The following is a 17,596-nucleotide window of genomic DNA, read 5'->3' as shown; positions in this document are numbered from 1 at the left end:
CTCGAGCGATTCCACCGTGCACGCGAGCATGTTGCTGTGTCCCACGAAGTCCGCCACGAAGGGGCTTTTCGGGGATTGATAGATCTCGCGCGGCGTACCGATCTGCACGATGCGCCCTGCACTCATCACCGCAATGCGGTCGCTGAGCGATAACGCCTCGTCCTGATCGTGGGTGACATAGACAGTGGTGATCTTCAGCCGTCGCTGCAACTCGCGCAGCCAGCCACGGGCGCGCAGCCGCAGCGTGGAATCAAGATTCGACAGCGGCTCGTCGAGCAACAGCAACGTCGGCTCGTACACGAGCGTTCGGGCAAGCGCCACGCGCTGCTGCTGGCCGCCCGACAATTCGTGCGGATAGCGCTGTGCGAGCGGCAACATCTCGACGAGCGAAAGCGCCTCGTCAACCTTGTCGCGCATCGCCCGCGAGCGCACGCCGCGCAACTTCAACGGGTACGCCACGTTCTCGCGCACCGTCATGTGCGGCCACAGCGCATACGACTGGAACACCAATCCACAGTTACGCGACTCGGGCGGCAGCTCGATGCGTCGTGCGTCGTCGTAAAGCACCGTGTCGCCAAGCGTGATGCGCCCGCCGGACGGCGTCTCCAGACCGGCGATGGAAAACAGCGTGGTCGACTTGCCGCAACCGCTGGGCCCGAGCAAGGTCAGAAACTCACCATCGCGCACCTCCAGCGAGACCTGCTTGAGGATATCTACGTCGGCGTGACGCTTGCATAACGATTCGATTTTCAGAGCAGCCATGTTATTTCCCTACCTTCTTTCGACTGAGGATGCGAGCCACCGCGATCAACACCAACGTCAGCGTCAACTGAACGATCGAGAGCGCCGCCACCGGCCCGAAATCGCCATTCGTCCAGAGACGCAACATGGTCGGCCCGATCACCTGACTCGACGGCGCGACCAGAAACACCGCCGCCGCGTACTCCTTGAGAAAGCTCACGAAAAGCAGCAGATAGCTGCCTGCCATGGCATGACGTCCCAGCGGCAGCACGACGTTGCGGCATGTCTGCCACCATGTCGCCCCGCAAGTGCGTGATGCCTGATCCAGTTCGCGGCCAATCTGCATGAACGTCGGCGCCATGGCGGCAAACGCGGTCGGCAAGTTGCGCATGGAGAACGCGATGATGAGCAACCACAGCGTCCCGTACAGCACGCCCATGCCGGGCAACCACAGCGTGAGCCAGAGGAAGCCGATGCCCACCACAATGCCGGGCACGGCGCGCGGCGCGAGACACAACACTTCGAGCCATCGTCCTGCCCGGAACGGCGAGCGCTGCACACAAAGCACGACGAGTGCGACGAATGCGGTGGCGAGCGCGGCACCGATACCTGCGACGAACAGGCTGTTGGTGATGGCATGCCAGTATTCCGGCTGCGTGAAAATCTGCGCGTAATTGGATGTCGTCAGATAGGCCAGCGGCGAGACGAGCGGGCTGAGAAACTGCACGGCCGAGCGAGCCAGCAGACCGACGATCGGCAGCAGGATCGTGATCGTCAGATAGCACCACCAGAGCATCGCCAACCCGTAGCGCCACTTCCCCACCCGCAGCGGCCGATGCCGTTGTGCTTTACCGCGCAGCGTGACGAAGCGCTGGGTATTGCCGAGCACGCGCTGTTGAATCAGCACGAGAACCGCCACGCAGATCAGCATGCACACCGCAGCTGCCCCGAGCAGGCCGTAGTCGGGCGTGGTCTGACCGAGCGCTTCGCGATACAGAAACGTCGTGAAGAACTCCAGGTTCGACGGCGCGCCGAAGATCAGCGGAATCGAAAGCAACTCCAGCCCGCCGACGAACGCCAGCAACGCACTGTAGAAGATCGAGGGGCGCATGAGCGGCAACGTGATCGTGCGCATGACACGCCAGGGTTTCGCACCGGTCGAGCGCGCGGCGTCTTCGAGCGATCCGTTGGACAGCGACAACGCACTGGAGCACAGCACCGTCACGTAGGGCGCTTGCGACACCCCGGCAAGCACCCCCATGCCAAGAATGGAGTACAGATTCCATGGCGTGTCGGACAACCATCGTTGCACGGCCAGCGTGATATAGCCGGACGGGCCATAAAGCACATACCACCCGAACGCCAGCACCAGCTGCGAGAGGTAGACGGGCAGCGCCATCACGCCGCGCAACCACCGCACGCCCGGCATCTCCAGACGGGTGAAGCAGAACGCCCCGAACACACCGACCACGGTCGCCACGAGCGTCGACACGATCGCGAGCATGAACGAGTTGCCGGCCGCCGACAGGAACGCCCGACTCGTGAGCAGATCGACGTAATTGCGCACGGTCAGCGCCCCGCCGCCGTCGTAAAGCGGTCGATCGCTCAGCGACTGGTATAGGACGAGACAGAGCGGCGTGGCAACGAGCAGCAGCGTGGCGAGGAACACCCATCGCGGCACCCACCGCTCGGCACGGAATCCGCGCTTCTTCGGTGTGGCCGGCCACGCACTGGAAAGCAAAGCCATGCTTACTTCCTCCCGGCGTTGAAGGTGGCCTGCCATTTGGCGACGAAACCCGCCTGCTCGCGGAGCATGTCCGGCGAGTATCCGATCTGGATCACGTTCTTCGGCCCGAGTTGTTCGAGGATTTGCGAATACGTGATGACAGGCACTTCGGCAGGCTTCACATCGCTGCGGTAAGGCACCAGACCGCCCTTCGCAATGTTGACCTGCCCGTCATGCGACAACAGCCAGTTCATGACCAGTCCCGCCGACGCCTTGTTCTGCGATTTGCGCGTGATGGCCATGCCGCGCGGCATGAGCGGCGTGCCGTCCTTGATGAGCGTCCAGCCGAGAATGTCGCCCCGGTTTTCCTGACGCAGGCGCTCGAAGAATGTCGCCCCCGACGCGAAGTACACGACCGCGTATTCGCCCGTCGTCACCTTCTCGATCATCGTCGCCCCACTGCTCTCCAGCTGCGTCGCACGGGCCACCGCTTCCAGTGCGGGCCAACCGCGCTCACGGGCGTAAGTCCACTGCAATACGTAGGCGAACGCGTGCTTGGCAGCGTCATACGTCGTGATACGCCGGTTGAAGAGACCGGGAAACTGGCTGGACAGGCGCGCCAGATCGGCCAGCGACTGCGGTCGCTTGTCCGCCGGCAGTAACAACTTGTTGTAGACGATGACCAGCGGATCCGTCGAGAACGTGTAGAGCCCCGGCAAGGGTTTGCTCCACGCCGGCAAGATCGCCGACTCGCTCGAGGCAAACGGCTCGATGCCGTCCTTTTCGTGAAAACGCAGCCAGGCGTCGGGCGCCGCCGTGATGATGAGATCGGCACTGCGGCGGCCGACCGAAGACTCGCTGTAGTAGCGCTCGAACACTTCAGCGGGGCCGAGGTGCAGCGCTTCGACCTTGAGCCACGGGTACTTCGCCTTCAGGCCCGCGAGAAACGGCGCCATGTTGGCGTTCGACAGATTCGAGTAGATCAGCACGCCCTGCTCGCCACGGGCACGCGCCTCCATGTCCTGCGAGGCCGGTGCCGCCAATGCGGACACCGTACCGCCTGTCAGACAGGCCAGCGCGCCGGCCACACCAACGCCAAGCACACGTCTGCGCGAGGTGTTCTCAACGAGATGGCCCGCGCCATGTTCGGATTTCGTTTCCAAATACGCCTCCAGTCACGCCAATCACTTGGCTTACGAGTTGCCTGATCGCTGCCACAAGATCTCACGATCAGCTTGATGGCAAATAGTAGCCAATTTAAGATACACTCACAACCGATCAATAACGTTGTTTACCTCCGGGGTATCCCTAATACGTGTCGCCTGATGGCGACCGGCGCCCCGGCTTCTGACCTCCCTTTCGTCAAAGGACCTGTGTTCGTGAAGCTCACCGCCTATCACGTTGGCGCGACGATGTCGTTCTCGTGCCGAATGGATCCGCGCTTCTCTTATTGCCTGTATGTCCCGCGAGACTATGCCGATGCAGGCCGTCCGCCATGCCGATTGTTACTCGCCGTCCATGGCACCGAACGCGCGAACCAGCGTTTGCGCGACTTGTTCGCAACGTTCGCCGAGCAGGAAAACTACATCGTGGTCGCGCCGTTGTTTCCGGCGGACCTGAGCGACGACGGCGACATCGACGCCTACAAGTATCTGGTGCACGGCGAGATGCGCTACGACCTCATCGCCTGCGACATGCTCGACGAAGTGGCCGCTGCCTATGGTGTGCAAGCCGACGAATCGCTCGTCTTCGGATTCTCGGGCGGCGCACATTTCGCGCATCGATTTCTCTACGGTCACGCGTCACGGGTGCGCGCCGCATCCATCGCCGCGCCGGGTGGCATCACCCTGCCCGACGCAACGCAGCCGTGGTGGATCGGTGTGCAGGATTTCGAAGCGCGCTTCGGGCACCCCGTCGAATGGAACGCGCTCGGGCGCATTGCGCTGCATCTGGCGGTCGGCGCGGAAGATACGAATCCCAAGGGGATGATCCAGGGGCCGACGCATCCTCACTGGATGCCGGGTGCCGACGCACTCGGCAGCACACGTGTCGCGCGCTTGCAGCGTCTGCGCGATGCGCTTCAGGAGGTGAATGCCAATGTGCGCTATGAAGCACTCGACGGCGTGCGCCACGAGATGGCGCCGCTGGTCGACGCGGCGCAACGCTTCTTCGAGTCGCTGACGCCGCAGGCCGTCTGAGCGGGGCATGGCGGCCGCCGACATCGCGTCGGGCGGCCGCAGTGCCTGCCGTACCCTAGGTCCCCAGCAAAAACGCCCGCAAGATCGAGCGATAGCGCTCCGGTGTTTCGTAGAACGGCATGTGCGACGCCTCGGGAATGACCGCCAGTTGCGCATCGGGCAACGCGTCGAACATCGCACGCGAACACGTCGGCGTCAGTTCGTCATGCTCCCCGCAAATGACCAGCGTCGGCACGGCAATGTCCTTCATGTCAGGCACGCGGTTCCACTCGCGCATATTCCCCGTGTATGTGAACTCGTTCGGGCCCTGCATCGTGCAATACGGCCCGCGCGGACCGTCGTTCCATTGCGCGAGCGAGCGCGTAAGTGCGTCGGGCCAATCTTTCAGACGACAGACGTGCCGGTAGTTGAGCAGCGTCACCGCCGCCACATATTCGGGGTGGGTCAGCGTGCCGGCCGCTTCGTGCGCACGCATCATCGCCACCGTCTCCGGACCGAGCACGGCCCGCAACCGTTCGAGTTCTTCACGAAGCTGCGGGATGTCGCAGGCCCCATCGGCAATGACGTAGCGGCTGACCCGCGACGGATGCGTCAGGCAGTACTCCGTGCCGAGCCACGTCCCCCACGAATGCCCCAGCAGGGCAAAGCGCTCGATACCCAACGCCACGCGCACCTGCTCGACTTCGTCGACATACCGCGCCAATTTCCATAGCACCGGGTCGTCCGGTCGATCCGAGCGCCCGCACCCCAACTGATCGAAACACACCAGTGCGAAACCTTCGTCGAGCAGCCATTGATGCGGCTCGCGCAGATAGTCACAGGGCAGCCCGGGGCCGCCGTTGAGCGCGAACAAGACGCGTTCGCCCGCTCGCGCGAGATCCCCGTCCACGTACGCCTGCACTTGATACCCTTGTGTCAGGCGGATACTGACCGATTCGTGACGGTGCGTCATGCCTGGGCTCCCCAGACAACCTCCCGATCCTGATGCAGGCTGGGGATACGGGTGCGCGCCTGCGCAACGAGCCCTAGATCGAGATCCGCCATGACGAACCCGGGCGACTCGCCCCCGTCCGCGAGCACCGTGCCCCAGGGATCGACGATCAGCGAATGGCCGAAGCTGTAGCGCTCGCCATAGTGATGACCGCACTGCGCCGGCGCGATCACGAAGCACCCCGTCTCGATGGCCCGCGCCCGCACGAGAACATGCCAATGCGCCTCACCGGTCACTTTCATGAACGCCGCAGGCATCGCAATCATCGATGCCCCGGCTTGCGCCAGCCCCCGGAAAAGATGCGGAAAACGCACGTCGTAGCAAATCGATAGCCCGAGGGCGCCCCACGGCGTGTCATACACACGCGCATGCTGCCCCCGCTTGTACAGCCGCGACTCGGTGAAGCTGGACGATCCGGGTAGTGCGTCGAACAAATGGATCTTGTCGTAACGGCACACCGTTTCGCCCTGCGGCGAGAGCAGGAAGCTGCGATTGACGAGCTCGCCATCGTCATCGCGCACGGTCAGCGAGCCGACGAGCAACCAGAGACGCAATGACTTCGCGATAGCGGAAAACGCCGCCAGCGCGGCATGCGATGACTCTGGCCGTGCATACGCCCTCGTGCGCTCGAAATCAGCATCGAGATAGTCGACGGCCTCCGGCAGCGCCACGAATTGCGCCCCAGCCTGCGCGGCGAGACGAATTTGGGCCAACGTGCGCAGCACGTTGTCCTCTGCGTTATCGCTCGCACAGACCTGCACGCAAGCGACACGCAGATGGCGCGGCGCCATCGCCGCATCGGAAGTATCGGAAGTATCGGAAGTATCGGAAGTATCGGAAGTATCGGAAAAAGACGAGGAAGCCGGTGAAGCGTCGGACATGGAAATCTCCTTGATGAAGAAATTCGGGATGCCCAAGCATAGACGAGGAAACTAATAACGGCTACTATTTTGGCTACTATTCGATGAAGGGCCGACGTGCCCCTGGGGATCTCGACATGTTTCGAAAAAACCTGCTCAAGCAAAGCCTGACGCAAGGACGGAAGACCTTCGGTGCGTGGTTGTTCCTTCCCGGCGCGGATACGGCGGAAATTCTGGGCACTGCGGGATTCGACGCCCTCATCGTCGATCACGAACACACCGCCGGTGACGTGCAGACGACGATCGCTCAGCTACGCGCCATCCGTTCGGCGGGTGACGCCACGGTGCTGGCGCGCGTGCCGTCCTGCGACGCCCCGATCATCAAACCGCTGCTCGACGCCGGCGTCGAAGGGTTGCTACTGCCGACCATCGAGTCCGCCAGCGAAGCCCGGCGACTGGCGAGCGCCGCGTGGTATCCGCCGCACGGCGCTCGCGGTGCCCACTACACGGTGAGCCGGGCAGCGGGCTGGGGAACCGACACGTCTCCCTACCGGGCGAATGCCCGCCGCGAGTTGTTGCTGATCGGCATGATCGAAAGCGCTCGCGGCGTGGCTGCCCTGCCCGAGATCCTTGATGAAAACGTGCTCGACATGATCTTCATCGGCCCGCTCGATCTGGCGGAGAGTCACGGGTTTGGCCCCGCCATGAGTCATCGCGTCGTGCAGGCGGCGATCACCGAAGTGGAGCAACAGGTGCTCGCCCGGGGCGTCCTGCTCGGCGGGGCGCTGCGTCCGGGAGAGACACCCGCGCAGGCGTATGCCCGGGGTTACTCGTTCGTCACCGTCGGCTGTGATTCCGCCTTCCTGCGACAAACCGCCGAAGCCGGGGCCCAGATGGCGAAGCTCGCGGCAGACACGGTTCACCAGCCCAAACCGGCGAGCGATAGCGCCAGGACCCAGTGATATACTTCGCGCACAAAATTGGCGACTCCCGGCGCATGGAAACCACCCCACTGACCTTTGATTCCCTGAACGATCTCAGCCGCGAAATCCGGAGCGATCTGTTCGCGGGCAAATACTTCCCCGGCGACTGGCTCAAGCAGTCGGACGTCGAGCAACGCTACGGGGCCAACCGGTTCGAAGTGCGCATGGCGCTCAACGAGTTGGCGGTGCGCGGTCTGCTGGAGCACATGCCGAACCGGGGATATCGCATTGCCAGCCAGTCGTCGATCCAGCGCGATCAGTTGTACGAAGTGCGCACCATCATGGAACTGGCCGCGAGCCGCCTGATCGTCGTTCGTGCCACGGCCGATCAGATCGAGGCGTTCGCCGTGCACGTCAACGACTTCGATGCCGCCATCGAAAACAAGAGTCGCGAGGAGCTTCGCGTCATCAATTTCCAGTTGCACGAGTCGTTTTATGCGATGGCGGGCAATCCGCTGCTCGCCGAAGAAATTCGTCAGAATCGTGAACGTGGCATCCCGGGACGCACCGGCACGTGGGACACCGTCGCGTCGTTGCGGGCGAGCAATGCCGATCACCTTGCGATGCTTGAAGCCCTGCGTAAACGCGACGCCGAAGCGCTTTGCGCGGTCGTCTACCGCCATCTGAATCAATGGCGCGCGTTTTCCACGTCGACGTAAATCTCCTTCTCCGGTCTCCCGACTCACGGCGCCCGCGTCATCGCGACAAATTGCCGCAAGGCGTCGCATTCATCGCGAATTTGACCGCGATGACAAATTGATGGGCGGGGTCGCGTGATAGCATCCGGGCTCGCCTTCACGAACGTGGCTTGCCGCCGCGCGCCCTGAACATGCCGGTATGGTCACGCAGCAAACGCATCGCATGGGTCGGCCTCGCCGCCATGTGGATGCTGCTTTGCGCGCCGCTGATCAGCCAGTATCTGCGCACGCATCCGTCATCCATCGACGACGCGCTGTCGAGCGCCTTCTGTACCAGCCTCGACGAAGCGGCCGCTCAGGGCCGACACACGCCGATATCCCATGCGGCCAGCGCCGCCTGCGGCTACTGTTCGCTGCTTGCCCACAGTCCGCCACTGCCCTCGGCGTCGCTCACGCTCGCCGATATTCGCGTCGGGGGCATCCGGCTCACCCCATCCCCCGCGCTGACGGACGTCGGCGCACCGCTACGCCTCACACCGCCTTCACGCGCCCCGCCTTCGCTCTGATGTTGCGCTGATCGGCTTCGGTCGTTCGTCTTCCTGATGGCTCGCCGCTGTCCGTAGTCCATCGCGCCCGATGGGCGCGTACGGACACGTGCGTGCGCATCCGGGGCGTCCAACCTTGCCGCGGCCCCCTCTCGAATTACCTCGAATCCCGCTGGCGCCCGGCAAGGGCGACGGCCTGCACGCGCCTGCGCCCGACCGCATGGGCGATGCTCGCGCGTGCCCCGACAACGATAACGACAACATCAGACGCGTCATGAAAACGTCATTCCCAGTGCGCACCGCCGTCGCGGCCGCCATTGGCTCGCTGTGCGCCTTCGCGCACGCCGCCGACGGCACCACAACCAACAGCAATCCCGGCAACACTTCACAAAACGTCCAGCTCCCTGCCACGCAGGTGCAGGCCGATACCGTCAAACCGCTCGACGAACCGGTGCAGACCGGCAGCCGTCTCGGCCTGTCGATCAAGGAGACGCCGGCGAGCGTCGAGGTCATCGACCGTCAGCAACTGGTGGAGCGCGGCGACGCCAGCATCATCGACGCCGTGAGCCGCGCGACCGGCATCAATGCGTCGCCCCACCCCGGCAACGGCGGCTCGGAACTCGGTGCGCGGGGCTTCGTGGGCAGCGCCTCCGTCACGCAGCTCTACGACGGGGTTCGGCCCTACGGCGCCATCGGCGTGACCTTCCCGTTCGACACCTGGTCGGTGGATCGCATCGAAGTTCTTCGCGGCCCGGCGTCGGTCATCTACGGTGAAGGCGCCATTGGCGGCGTGGTCAACATCGTTCCGAAGAAGCCCGAGCAGGCACCGATCGAGAACGAGATTCAATTGGGCATCGGTACGGAAAAGACCGGCCGGGCAGCGTTCGGCAGCGGCGGCGCGATCACCGACAAGCTCTCGTACCGATTCGACGCGAGCGCCAACAGTTCCAACAACTGGGTTGACCGGGGCAACTCGCACAACGCGTCGTTCTCCGCTGCGATCAAGTACGACGTCACGCCGCGCTTCTCGGTAACGGCCTCGCTGGCCGAAGGCAACCAGCATCCGATGCAGTACTTCGGGGTACCGCTGGTGGCGGGCCGCCTCGATCCCGCCACGTACCAGAAGAACTACAACGTGGGCGATTCGCTCATCACCTACCGCGATAGCTGGGCGACGCTGGCCGCATCCTGGCGACCGACGGACGACATCACCATCACCAGCACGCTCTACCGCATGAAGAGCAAACGGCACTGGAAAAATGCCGAGTATTACAACTACGTGCCGTCGTCCGGTCTGGTTCAGCGCAGCAGTTACACCGAGATCCTCCATGACCAGGAGCAGATCGGCAACGTGACGACAGCCACCCTCAAGGGCCATTTATTCGGCATGGAGAACACCGTCTCGACAGGCTTCGAGTTCAACCACACGACGTTCCAGCACACGAACAACTCGCCGTACGCCGGCACGTCGCTCGTCGATCTCTACAACCCGGACCCGGGCAGTTTCGTGAATGTCGCGGGCACTTATCCGAAGTACCGGTCGCAGGCAAATCAGTACGCGGTCTTTGCGGAGAACCGCCTGAAGGTCACGTCGCGCTGGTCGGTGATCGGCGGCGTGCGATACGACCATGCCAGCATCAACCGCGACGACCTCATTGCCGGTACCGCGTTATCGAAGGACCTCGGCTACACGGGCTGGCGTGTCGGCACCGTCTACGACGTCACGGCCAATACGACGGTGTACGGTCAGTACTCGGTCGCGGCAGACCCGGTCAGTTCGCTGTTGATGCTCACCCCCGCCAAGGCGAAATTCGATCTGGCCACCGGCAAGCAGATCGAACTGGGTGTGAAGCAGGACTGGCTCGACGGCCGTGTCGACGGGACGCTGTCGATCTATCGCATCGTGAAGAACAACCTGCTGTCGGTGGACCCGCTCAATCCGTCGCTCAGTTTGCAGGTCGGTCAGCAGTCGTCGCGTGGCGTGGAACTGACGCTCGGCGCGCAACTGACCCGCGACGTTCGCATCGATGCGAACGGCACGTGGCTTCGCGCCAAGTACGATCAGTTCGACGAAAGCGTCGGGGGCTTGTCTGTCTCGCGGGCCGGCAATATCCCGGTCAACGTGCCGCAGCAGATGGCCAACCTGTGGATGAGCTGGCGCTTTGCGCAGGCGTGGACCGCGAGCGGTGGATTGAAGTATGTGGGCAAACGCTACGCCGATACGGCGAACACGCTGACGCTACCGTCCTACACGACGGTCGATCTGGCGCTCGCCTGGAAGCCGCGTCGCGACCTCACGCTCACCGGCCGCATCTACAACGTCTTCAACCGGCATTACGTGCAGACGGCCTACTACAACGCGACCCAATGGCTGCTGGGCAACGACCGCCGTGCCGAACTGGTGATGAGCTACCGGTTCTGAGCGTTGTCGTCGCGGGCGGCGATTGTTCCGTCCGCGCAACTTGAAGTTACCGAAGCGCCTATATTCCGCCGCGATTCCGGTCGGTATGCTGTCGTTCATACCAAAAGTCAATGGCAGGGACAGCATATGGACAAGACGAGCGACGCGGGCGCTTCGGTACGGATCTCCGGCGTGATTCGCGGGCATGACATGACCATTCGCGACGGCTTCCGGGCGAAGCACTTCGGCGAACAGACCTTCGGCGGCCTGATGGATCCTGTCGTCATGCTGGATCATTTCCACATGACGGCCCCGACGTTTTCGCCGCATCCGCACGCGGGCATCTCTGCCGTCACCTACATGTTCGAGGACGCCGTCGGCGCCCACGTGAACTACGACTCGCTCGGCAACCACGGCCCGATCCACCCCGGCGCCCTGCACTGGTTTGCTGCCGGTCGCGGGGCCGTGCACACCGAGCAGCCCGAAGGCGACGGGCATCATGTCCACGCACTGCAAATCTTCGTCAACCTGCCCGCTTCGCAGAAATACGACGCGCCATATGCATTCGACATCGCGCCCGCCGAGGTCCCCGAGGTGCTTGCCGCCGGCCTGCGCGTGCGCGTCGTCTCCGGTGAGAGCAACGGTATACGTGCTGCGAAGAACGGCGAACTGCCGCAACCGTTCACCCTGCTCGACGGCTTTCTGTCGAGCGCCGCCACGTTTCATCACGACCTGCCGCGCGGCTGGAACGCAACCGTCTGCGTAATCTCCGGTGCGCTTCAGGTCGACGTTGCCGGTACGACACGACAGTTAAGCGCAGGGGATGCCGTCGCCATGGGTCTGAGCGCCGACGCCACCCAGGCCGCACTCGCCATCGCCATTCGCGCAGAAGCCGGTGACTGCCACTTCGTCATCCTGTCCGGCCCGGCGCTCAATGAGCCGATCGCGAAGCACGGTCCGTTCGTCATGAACTCGGTCGAGCAACTCAACGATCGCCTCTCGGCATACCGACGCGGCGAATTCGGCGATCTGGACGATGAGGCCTTTCCGCAACTGAAGACGTATCGCACGCAGGGGTAAGCGATCTCACGTCGCGGCAGACGCCGCTCAGCAAGCCTTTTCGGTCACGGCCGGCGTCACCTCGTGCGTTCGCCCGCCACCGCCAAACGCGACGACACTGAGCAACGCCATTACCCAGGCCCCGGCAACCCCGTACACCATCACTGCGCCGAAACCGTGTACGAGTGCCGCATGCGCCACATGAGCGGCCTGTCCTTGCGGGTCGGCAACCGCGAGCGCATCGAAACTCCCCGCCGCGACTTTCTCCGCGAGCGTGCGCAGTGCTGGCGCATCGACGTCCCCCGACAGCGCGCCGGTCAGATACCCGTGCACCCCCTTGAGCAGAATGAAGCCCATCAGCGCGATGTTGACGGCCAGACTGATCAGTCGCGCGCTCATGTCGATGCCCGACGCCATGCCGGCCCGGTTGGCGGACACCGCCCCGGTTGCCGTGTTGGTCACCGGCGTGTTCGTCAGCCCCAGCCCCGCGCCGCACAGCAGGCAACCCGGCAGCATCGTGAGCCAACTGGCATGCGCCATGCCCGAGCCGATCTTCATCAGCAAGAAGCCCAGACCGATGGTGAAGAGCCCCAGCGGAATCACGCGACGCGCATCGATTCGCTGCGACAGACGCTCGGCAAACGGCGGCACGACCAGCGTCGGTAACGTGTAAGCCAGCAACGCCCATCCCGCCTCGACGCTCGAATACCCCAGCGCCCCCTGAAAGTAGATCGGCAGGTAGATCATGAACGACCAGTAGCTGAAGTTCATGCCCATCGAGCCGAACATCGCCCCCGAAAAACGGCGAATCCGGAAGACGGAGAAGTCGAACATCGGACGCGGACTGCGCTTCTCGACCCAGAGGAAAGCAAGGAAACACGCGAGCGTCGCAGCGGCAATGCCCAGCGCCTGCGGACTGCTCATGCCGAGATCGGGCCCTTGCGTGATGAAGTACACGAGACCGAACGTCGCCAGCGACAGCGTGACGATGCCCGGCAGGTCGAGGTAGTCCGCATGCGGATCGCTCGATTCCTGCACACCGGCGAACACCAGCCCGAGCGCCACGATCGCGAGCACCACATGCACAAGAAAGACCCACTGCCAGTCGGCGACGGCAACGATCATGCCGCCGACGATGGGACCGAAACCGAGTCCGATGCCAAAGATGATGCCCCAGGCGCCGAACGCCTTGCTGCGCTCCTGCCCTTCGCGGAACTGGTGCGAGAGCAGCGCCACCTGACAGATCAGCATCGCGCCCCCGCCCATGCCCTGCAAGAAGCGGCTGACGATCAACACCGGCGCACTTTGCGCCAGACCGCAGGCGAGCGACGTCAGCGCGAACGCCACGATGCTGATCACGTAGACACGCCGACGTCCGAAGCGGTCGGCGAGCGTGCCGGTGGCCATCAACACCGTCGTACAGGCGAGCGTGTACGCGTTCATGATCCATTGGATGTCCTTGAAGTCGGCGTGCAGCACGCGCTCAAGGGTCGAGAGAATCGTCGGGATGCTTGAGATTTCGAGGCCGAACATCAACGATGTCAGGCAGATGGCGGCGAGCGCCAGCGTATTTTTGGGGGCGCGAGAGCGTGTCATGAGTATCGCGAAAGAAATGAGGTGAGAGGTAATATATCGGGAACCAGATTCCCGATTACTGACATTTCTTCCCGCAATACGCGCCTCATTGGACCCAATAGAATGAACAAACTCGACGGTGTGGCGGTCTTCGTCCAGGTCATCGAAGCCGGCAGCTTCACGCTCGCCGCCGAGCGGCTGCATCTCACGCGCTCGGCCATCGGGAAAGTGATTTCGCGTCTCGAAGCGCGGCTGGGGGTGCGGCTGCTGCATCGCACGACACGCAGCCACACGCTCACGGAAGCCGGGCGCGTCTATTACGAGCGCTGCGTCAGAGCGCTGGCCGAACTCGATGCGGGGGCGGCGGAAGTCGAAAGCGGCCTGACCGAGCCGCGCGGCCGCCTGCGCGTGAGCGTGCCGATTGCATTCGGCCATCAGTGCGTGGCACCGGTGTTGTTCGGGCTGGCGCGTCAGCACCCGAAGCTGCAAATCGACATCTCCTTCTCAGACCGTGCCGTCGATCTCATCGACGAAAACGTCGATCTCGCGGTACGTATCGGCGAGTTGCGCGACAACACTTCGCTGGAGGCCCGACGTCTCGGCACGCAGTACATGAGCATTGGTGCGTCGTCGTCCTATCTCGAGAAATACGGAATGCCCGTCGCGGTCGAGGACTTCGAAGGGCACATGGCGATCTCGTACTCGTGCGACGGCGCGACGTCGAAATGGCGAATTCTCGACGCCGACGGCGACGAACGGGAACTGCATATCACCCGCCAACTGAGTCTCGACGACGTGCAAGCCATCGCAGACGCCGGCATTGCCGGTTTAGGACTGGTGTATCTGCCGTGCTGGCTGCTTGAGCGGCACGTGGCTGCGGGCAATCTCGTCGCGGTACGCGAACGCTGCGGCGTGCGTCCCCAACCGATCCATGTCGTGTGGCCGAAAACGCCCTACCTGCCCTCCAAGACACGCTGCGCCGTCGATGCGCTGGCGCTGGAGATTCCGAAGCTGAAACTCGGTTGAAGCGGTAGCAGCCCGTGCGTCGTGGAACCCCATCGACCGGACCGGGGCGTCGCAGAAGACGCCCGGACATCCGTCGTCCGGGCGCAAGCGAACGGCTTATCGGCCGGCGGGCTCCGCCAGACGCCACTGCGCATGTTCGATCTTCACCATCACGCGCGCCCGAGCGTCGAGCCCCGCATGATCGGTCGGACTCATGTTGAAGATGCCTTGCGATCCGGCGACGTCATGCACGTTTTCCAGCCCGTCACGCAGTGCCGAACGGAACGCTTCGGTGCCCGGCTTCGCAACCTTGAGGGCGCCCTTCACCGCGTTTTGCAGCAGCAGACCGGCATCCCAGCCGTTCGCCCCGAAAGGCGACACGGTGCCCGCGCCGTAGGCCTTCTCGTAGACCTGCTTGTAACGTTGGGCCGACGCGTACACCGGGTTGGTCTGCGGGAGGTCGTCCACGACCAGCAACGGACCGGCGGGCAGCAGCGTCCCTTCGCAATCCGCGCCGCACAGACGCAGGAAATCGTTGTTGGTCACACCGTGCGTCTGATAGATCACGCCCTGATAGCCGCGCTCCTTGAGCGTCTTCTGCGGCAACACAGCCGGCGTTCCCGCACCGGCGATGAGCACGGCATCCGGATGACCGGCGAGCATGCGCAGTACCTGCCCCGTCACGGACGTGTCGGTGCGTGCATAGCGTTCGTTGGCGACGATCTTGATGCCGCGCGCCTGTGCCGACTTCGAGAACGAGGTATACCAGCCCTCGCCGTAGGCGTCGCTGAAGCCGATGAACGCGACCGTCTTCACCTTGCGACTCGCCATGGACTCGGTCACCGCATCGGCCATCAACGCATCGTTTTGCGGCGTCTTGAAGATCCAGCGGCGCTTGTCGTCGACCGGTTCGACGATGGCGGTACCGGCGGCGAGCGAGATCATCGGCGTGTGTGACTCGGCAGCCACCGCCGACATCGCCAGCGAACTCGGCACGGTAGTCGAACCGAAGATCGCATCGACGTGGTCCTCGGACACGAACTTGCGCACGTTGGCCACGGCCTGCGCAGGATCGCTTGCGTCGTCGAGCACGATGTAGGTCACGGCCTCGTTGCCGATGCGCCGGGGCAGCAGCGCCATGGTGTTCTTCTCGGGAATGCCGATGGACGCCGCCGGTCCCGTCGTGGACAGGCTGACCCCAACCTTGATTTCGGCGAAGGCGCCCGGCGCATGCAGACCGAGCAGAAAGGCGCTGCATCCCAGCGTGATGGCAGCGCGCGACAAAGCGGGAAATTTCATGAGATCTGACGAAAGGCGACACCGCCCGGCGAGCGACTGACGAAGCGGCGCAGCGGATACGGGGGGCTGAAAACACGCTCGCGGGGCGCAGCTTAGCAAGCACGAAAACCGCGCCTGCCGCATCGCTTCGTTTCAGGACTCATGCGAAGTTTCGACTACCAATACCCGCATACATCGTGCGGACATTCGGCCGTTTTGATCGCATTGCAATCGCGCCGATCTCACGCGCTGAAACTCGCACAACGGTCGTTAAAGGATCAAAACTCAAGATTGCGGAACGCGCGTCAGCGCTTCGGTACGGAAAAACCTCAAGCAATACGGCGTGAAAGACTCACTCGCAATTGCAGGTGCAATCCCGGCGCGCCATGCGTCGTACTGAAGCGGTCCGTATGCCTGAACTTGATGCGTTGTCCACGATGACCGAGGCGCTGATCGACCTCGATGCCATCGCCTATAACACCGCGCTGCTCGCCAACGTCTGTCGCGACGCGCAACTCATGGCCGTGGTCAAGGCCAACGGCTTCGGCCACGGAACGCTCGAAGTCGCGCGTACCGCACTGGCCAATGGCGCGACGTGGCTCGGTGTCACATCGCAGGCCGAAGCCCTCGCCCTGCGGCGCGCGGGCATCGATGCCCCCATTCTGATGTGGCTCTTCGGACCGAACGAAGATCTGAGCGCCGCCGTGCGGGCCGGCGTCGACATTTCGGTCGCCAGCGTTGCGCACCTCGATCTCGTGGCTGAAATTGCGTTGCGTTCGAGCATTCGCGCAGGCATCCATCTGAAGATCGACACCGGACTTTCGCGCAACGGCGCGCTGCCTGCGGACTGGTCTGCGCTCACCCATGCGGCTCGCCTGCTGGAACGCGCCGGTCTGGTGCGCGTGAATGGCCTCTGGTCGCACTTTGCCAACGCGGAAGATCCGGCCGACGACTACCTGCACACACAGCAGTCGCGCTTTCACGACGCCATCGCCACGGCCGCCGCCGCCGGTCTGTCGCCCAAGGTATGCCATCTCGCCAACTCGGCGGCCATGCTGCTCGCCCCCGGCACACACCATGACCTGACCCGCGCCGGGCTGTCGCTTTACGGCATCGAGCCGGTGCCCAGCAAGACCTTCGGCTTGCGACCCGCCATGACCCTTCGCACGCAGGTCATCGGGATCCGGCGCGTGAGCGCGAACACGCGAGTGTCTTACGGCAGCGATTACGCGACCGCACGCGACACCACGCTCGCCCTGGTGCCACTCGGGTTTGCCGACGGTGCGCCGCGCGTGGCGTCCGGCCAGGCGCAGGCCCTCGTGCACGGTGTGCGATGCCGCATCGCCGGGCGCATCGCCATGGACCAGTTCGTACTCGACGTCGGCGACTTGCCCGTGACCCCCGGCGATGTCGTCACGCTGTTCGGCGACGGTGCCGACGGCGCACCGACGGCACTCGACTGGGCGAAATGGGCGCAAACCAATCCTCACGAAATCCTCACCGGCATCGGTTCGCGCGTGCCCAGACGTTTTTTGCCATTGCGCGACGTCCGACAACGCTGGCCGGGCCGGCTATCCCTATGATTCTGGAGACGCA

Annotated in this window: 15 protein-coding genes; 8 read left to right on the top strand and 7 right to left on the bottom strand. The window is 63.8% G+C overall.

Annotated features, from left to right (window positions below):
- From A9762_RS06590 to A9762_RS06580, 3 genes are all read right to left on the bottom strand, one after another.
- On the bottom strand, positions 1-762 hold a 762-nt coding region (locus A9762_RS06590; RefSeq protein WP_069341226.1), incomplete at its 3' end, for an ABC transporter ATP-binding protein.
- Between the two features lies 1 nt (position 763).
- Complete coding sequence (locus tag A9762_RS06585) at positions 764-2,488, bottom strand: iron ABC transporter permease (protein WP_069341225.1); 1,725 nt, start codon at positions 2,486-2,488, stop codon at positions 764-766.
- A 2-nt stretch (positions 2,489-2,490) separates the two neighbouring features.
- Positions 2,491-3,630: an ABC transporter substrate-binding protein gene (locus tag A9762_RS06580; RefSeq protein ID WP_069341224.1), complete on the bottom strand. Its 1,140-nt coding sequence runs from the start codon at positions 3,628-3,630 to the stop codon at positions 2,491-2,493.
- Between the two features lie 216 nt (positions 3,631-3,846).
- Between A9762_RS06580 and A9762_RS06575 the strand changes: the two genes are divergently transcribed.
- Positions 3,847-4,665 (top strand): alpha/beta hydrolase, encoded by an 819-nt coding sequence (locus A9762_RS06575; protein WP_139133120.1) that lies wholly within the window; start codon positions 3,847-3,849, stop codon positions 4,663-4,665.
- 55 nt (positions 4,666-4,720) lie between these two features.
- Here A9762_RS06575 and A9762_RS06570 read toward each other — a convergent pair whose 3' ends face one another.
- Positions 4,721-5,617 (bottom strand): proline iminopeptidase-family hydrolase, encoded by an 897-nt coding sequence (locus tag A9762_RS06570; protein WP_069341223.1) that lies wholly within the window; start codon positions 5,615-5,617, stop codon positions 4,721-4,723.
- Positions 5,614-6,537: a carbon-nitrogen hydrolase family protein gene (locus A9762_RS06565; RefSeq protein ID WP_206093556.1), complete on the bottom strand. Its 924-nt coding sequence runs from the start codon at positions 6,535-6,537 to the stop codon at positions 5,614-5,616. The genes A9762_RS06570 and A9762_RS06565 overlap by 4 nt, the downstream gene beginning before the upstream one ends.
- 116 nt (positions 6,538-6,653) lie before the next feature.
- Here A9762_RS06565 and A9762_RS06560 point away from each other — a divergent pair, with 116 nt between their 5' ends.
- The 5 genes from A9762_RS06560 (at position 6,654) to A9762_RS06540 (ending at position 12,163) form a co-directional block, all read left to right on the top strand.
- Positions 6,654-7,478 (top strand): HpcH/HpaI aldolase/citrate lyase family protein, encoded by an 825-nt coding sequence (locus tag A9762_RS06560; protein WP_170836193.1) that lies wholly within the window; start codon positions 6,654-6,656, stop codon positions 7,476-7,478.
- A 35-nt stretch (positions 7,479-7,513) separates the two neighbouring features.
- Complete coding sequence (locus A9762_RS06555) at positions 7,514-8,158, top strand: GntR family transcriptional regulator (protein WP_069341220.1); 645 nt, start codon at positions 7,514-7,516, stop codon at positions 8,156-8,158.
- Positions 8,159-8,307: 149 nt separating this feature from the next.
- A complete protein-coding gene (locus A9762_RS06550; RefSeq protein WP_069341219.1) occupies positions 8,308-8,703 on the top strand; it encodes a DUF2946 domain-containing protein in 396 nt (131 codons plus the stop codon).
- 253 nt (positions 8,704-8,956) lie between these two features.
- Positions 8,957-11,104 carry a TonB-dependent siderophore receptor gene (locus A9762_RS06545; RefSeq protein ID WP_069341241.1) on the top strand — a complete coding sequence of 716 codons (2,148 nt, stop codon included), beginning with the start codon at positions 8,957-8,959 and terminating at the stop codon, positions 11,102-11,104.
- 126 nt (positions 11,105-11,230) lie between these two features.
- On the top strand, positions 11,231-12,163 hold the full coding sequence (locus A9762_RS06540; RefSeq protein ID WP_069341218.1) for a pirin family protein: 933 nt from the start codon (positions 11,231-11,233) through the stop codon (positions 12,161-12,163).
- Positions 12,164-12,190: 27 nt separating this feature from the next.
- Here A9762_RS06540 and A9762_RS06535 read toward each other — a convergent pair whose 3' ends face one another.
- On the bottom strand, positions 12,191-13,738 hold the full coding sequence (locus A9762_RS06535; protein WP_069341217.1) for an MFS transporter: 1,548 nt from the start codon (positions 13,736-13,738) through the stop codon (positions 12,191-12,193).
- Between the two features lie 102 nt (positions 13,739-13,840).
- Between A9762_RS06535 and A9762_RS06530 the strand changes: the two genes are divergently transcribed.
- Positions 13,841-14,743 carry a LysR family transcriptional regulator gene (locus A9762_RS06530; protein WP_069341216.1) on the top strand — a complete coding sequence of 301 codons (903 nt, stop codon included), beginning with the start codon at positions 13,841-13,843 and terminating at the stop codon, positions 14,741-14,743.
- Between the two features lie 96 nt (positions 14,744-14,839).
- Here A9762_RS06530 and A9762_RS06525 read toward each other — a convergent pair whose 3' ends face one another.
- A complete protein-coding gene (locus A9762_RS06525; RefSeq protein WP_069341215.1) occupies positions 14,840-16,021 on the bottom strand; it encodes an ABC transporter substrate-binding protein in 1,182 nt (393 codons plus the stop codon).
- Between the two features lie 389 nt (positions 16,022-16,410).
- Between A9762_RS06525 and alr the strand changes: the two genes are divergently transcribed.
- On the top strand, positions 16,411-17,583 hold the full coding sequence (gene alr / locus A9762_RS06520) for an alanine racemase (protein ID WP_206093555.1): 1,173 nt from the start codon (positions 16,411-16,413) through the stop codon (positions 17,581-17,583).
- Positions 17,584-17,596: the final 13 nt, after the last annotated feature.

Source organism: Pandoraea sp. ISTKB, from assembly GCF_001721285.1.
Classification (GTDB): Bacteria; Pseudomonadota; Gammaproteobacteria; order Burkholderiales; family Burkholderiaceae; genus Pandoraea; species Pandoraea capi.
This window is presented reverse-complemented; position numbering and strand designations above follow the sequence as displayed.

What these genes read in the sequence shown, in the direction of transcription:
- A9762_RS06585 (WP_069341225.1), bottom strand. Translation starts at nt 2,488, where the DNA reads ATGGCTTTGCTTTCCAGTGCGTGGCCGGCCACACCGAAGAAGCGCGGA.
- A9762_RS06570 (WP_069341223.1), bottom strand. Translation starts at nt 5,617, where the DNA reads ATGACGCACCGTCACGAATCGGTCAGTATCCGCCTGACACAAGGGTAT.
- A9762_RS06565 (WP_206093556.1), bottom strand. Translation starts at nt 6,537, where the DNA reads ATGTCCGACGCTTCACCGGCTTCCTCGTCTTTTTCCGATACTTCCGAT.
- A9762_RS06560 (WP_170836193.1), top strand. Translation starts at nt 6,654, where the DNA reads ATGTTTCGAAAAAACCTGCTCAAGCAAAGCCTGACGCAAGGACGGAAG.
- A9762_RS06555 (WP_069341220.1), top strand. Translation starts at nt 7,514, where the DNA reads ATGGAAACCACCCCACTGACCTTTGATTCCCTGAACGATCTCAGCCGC.
- A9762_RS06545 (WP_069341241.1), top strand. Translation starts at nt 8,957, where the DNA reads ATGAAAACGTCATTCCCAGTGCGCACCGCCGTCGCGGCCGCCATTGGC.
- A9762_RS06540 (WP_069341218.1), top strand. Translation starts at nt 11,231, where the DNA reads ATGGACAAGACGAGCGACGCGGGCGCTTCGGTACGGATCTCCGGCGTG.
- A9762_RS06535 (WP_069341217.1), bottom strand. Translation starts at nt 13,738, where the DNA reads ATGACACGCTCTCGCGCCCCCAAAAATACGCTGGCGCTCGCCGCCATC.
- A9762_RS06530 (WP_069341216.1), top strand. Translation starts at nt 13,841, where the DNA reads ATGAACAAACTCGACGGTGTGGCGGTCTTCGTCCAGGTCATCGAAGCC.
- A9762_RS06525 (WP_069341215.1), bottom strand. Translation starts at nt 16,021, where the DNA reads ATGAAATTTCCCGCTTTGTCGCGCGCTGCCATCACGCTGGGATGCAGC.
- alr (WP_206093555.1), top strand. Translation starts at nt 16,411, where the DNA reads ATGCCTGAACTTGATGCGTTGTCCACGATGACCGAGGCGCTGATCGAC.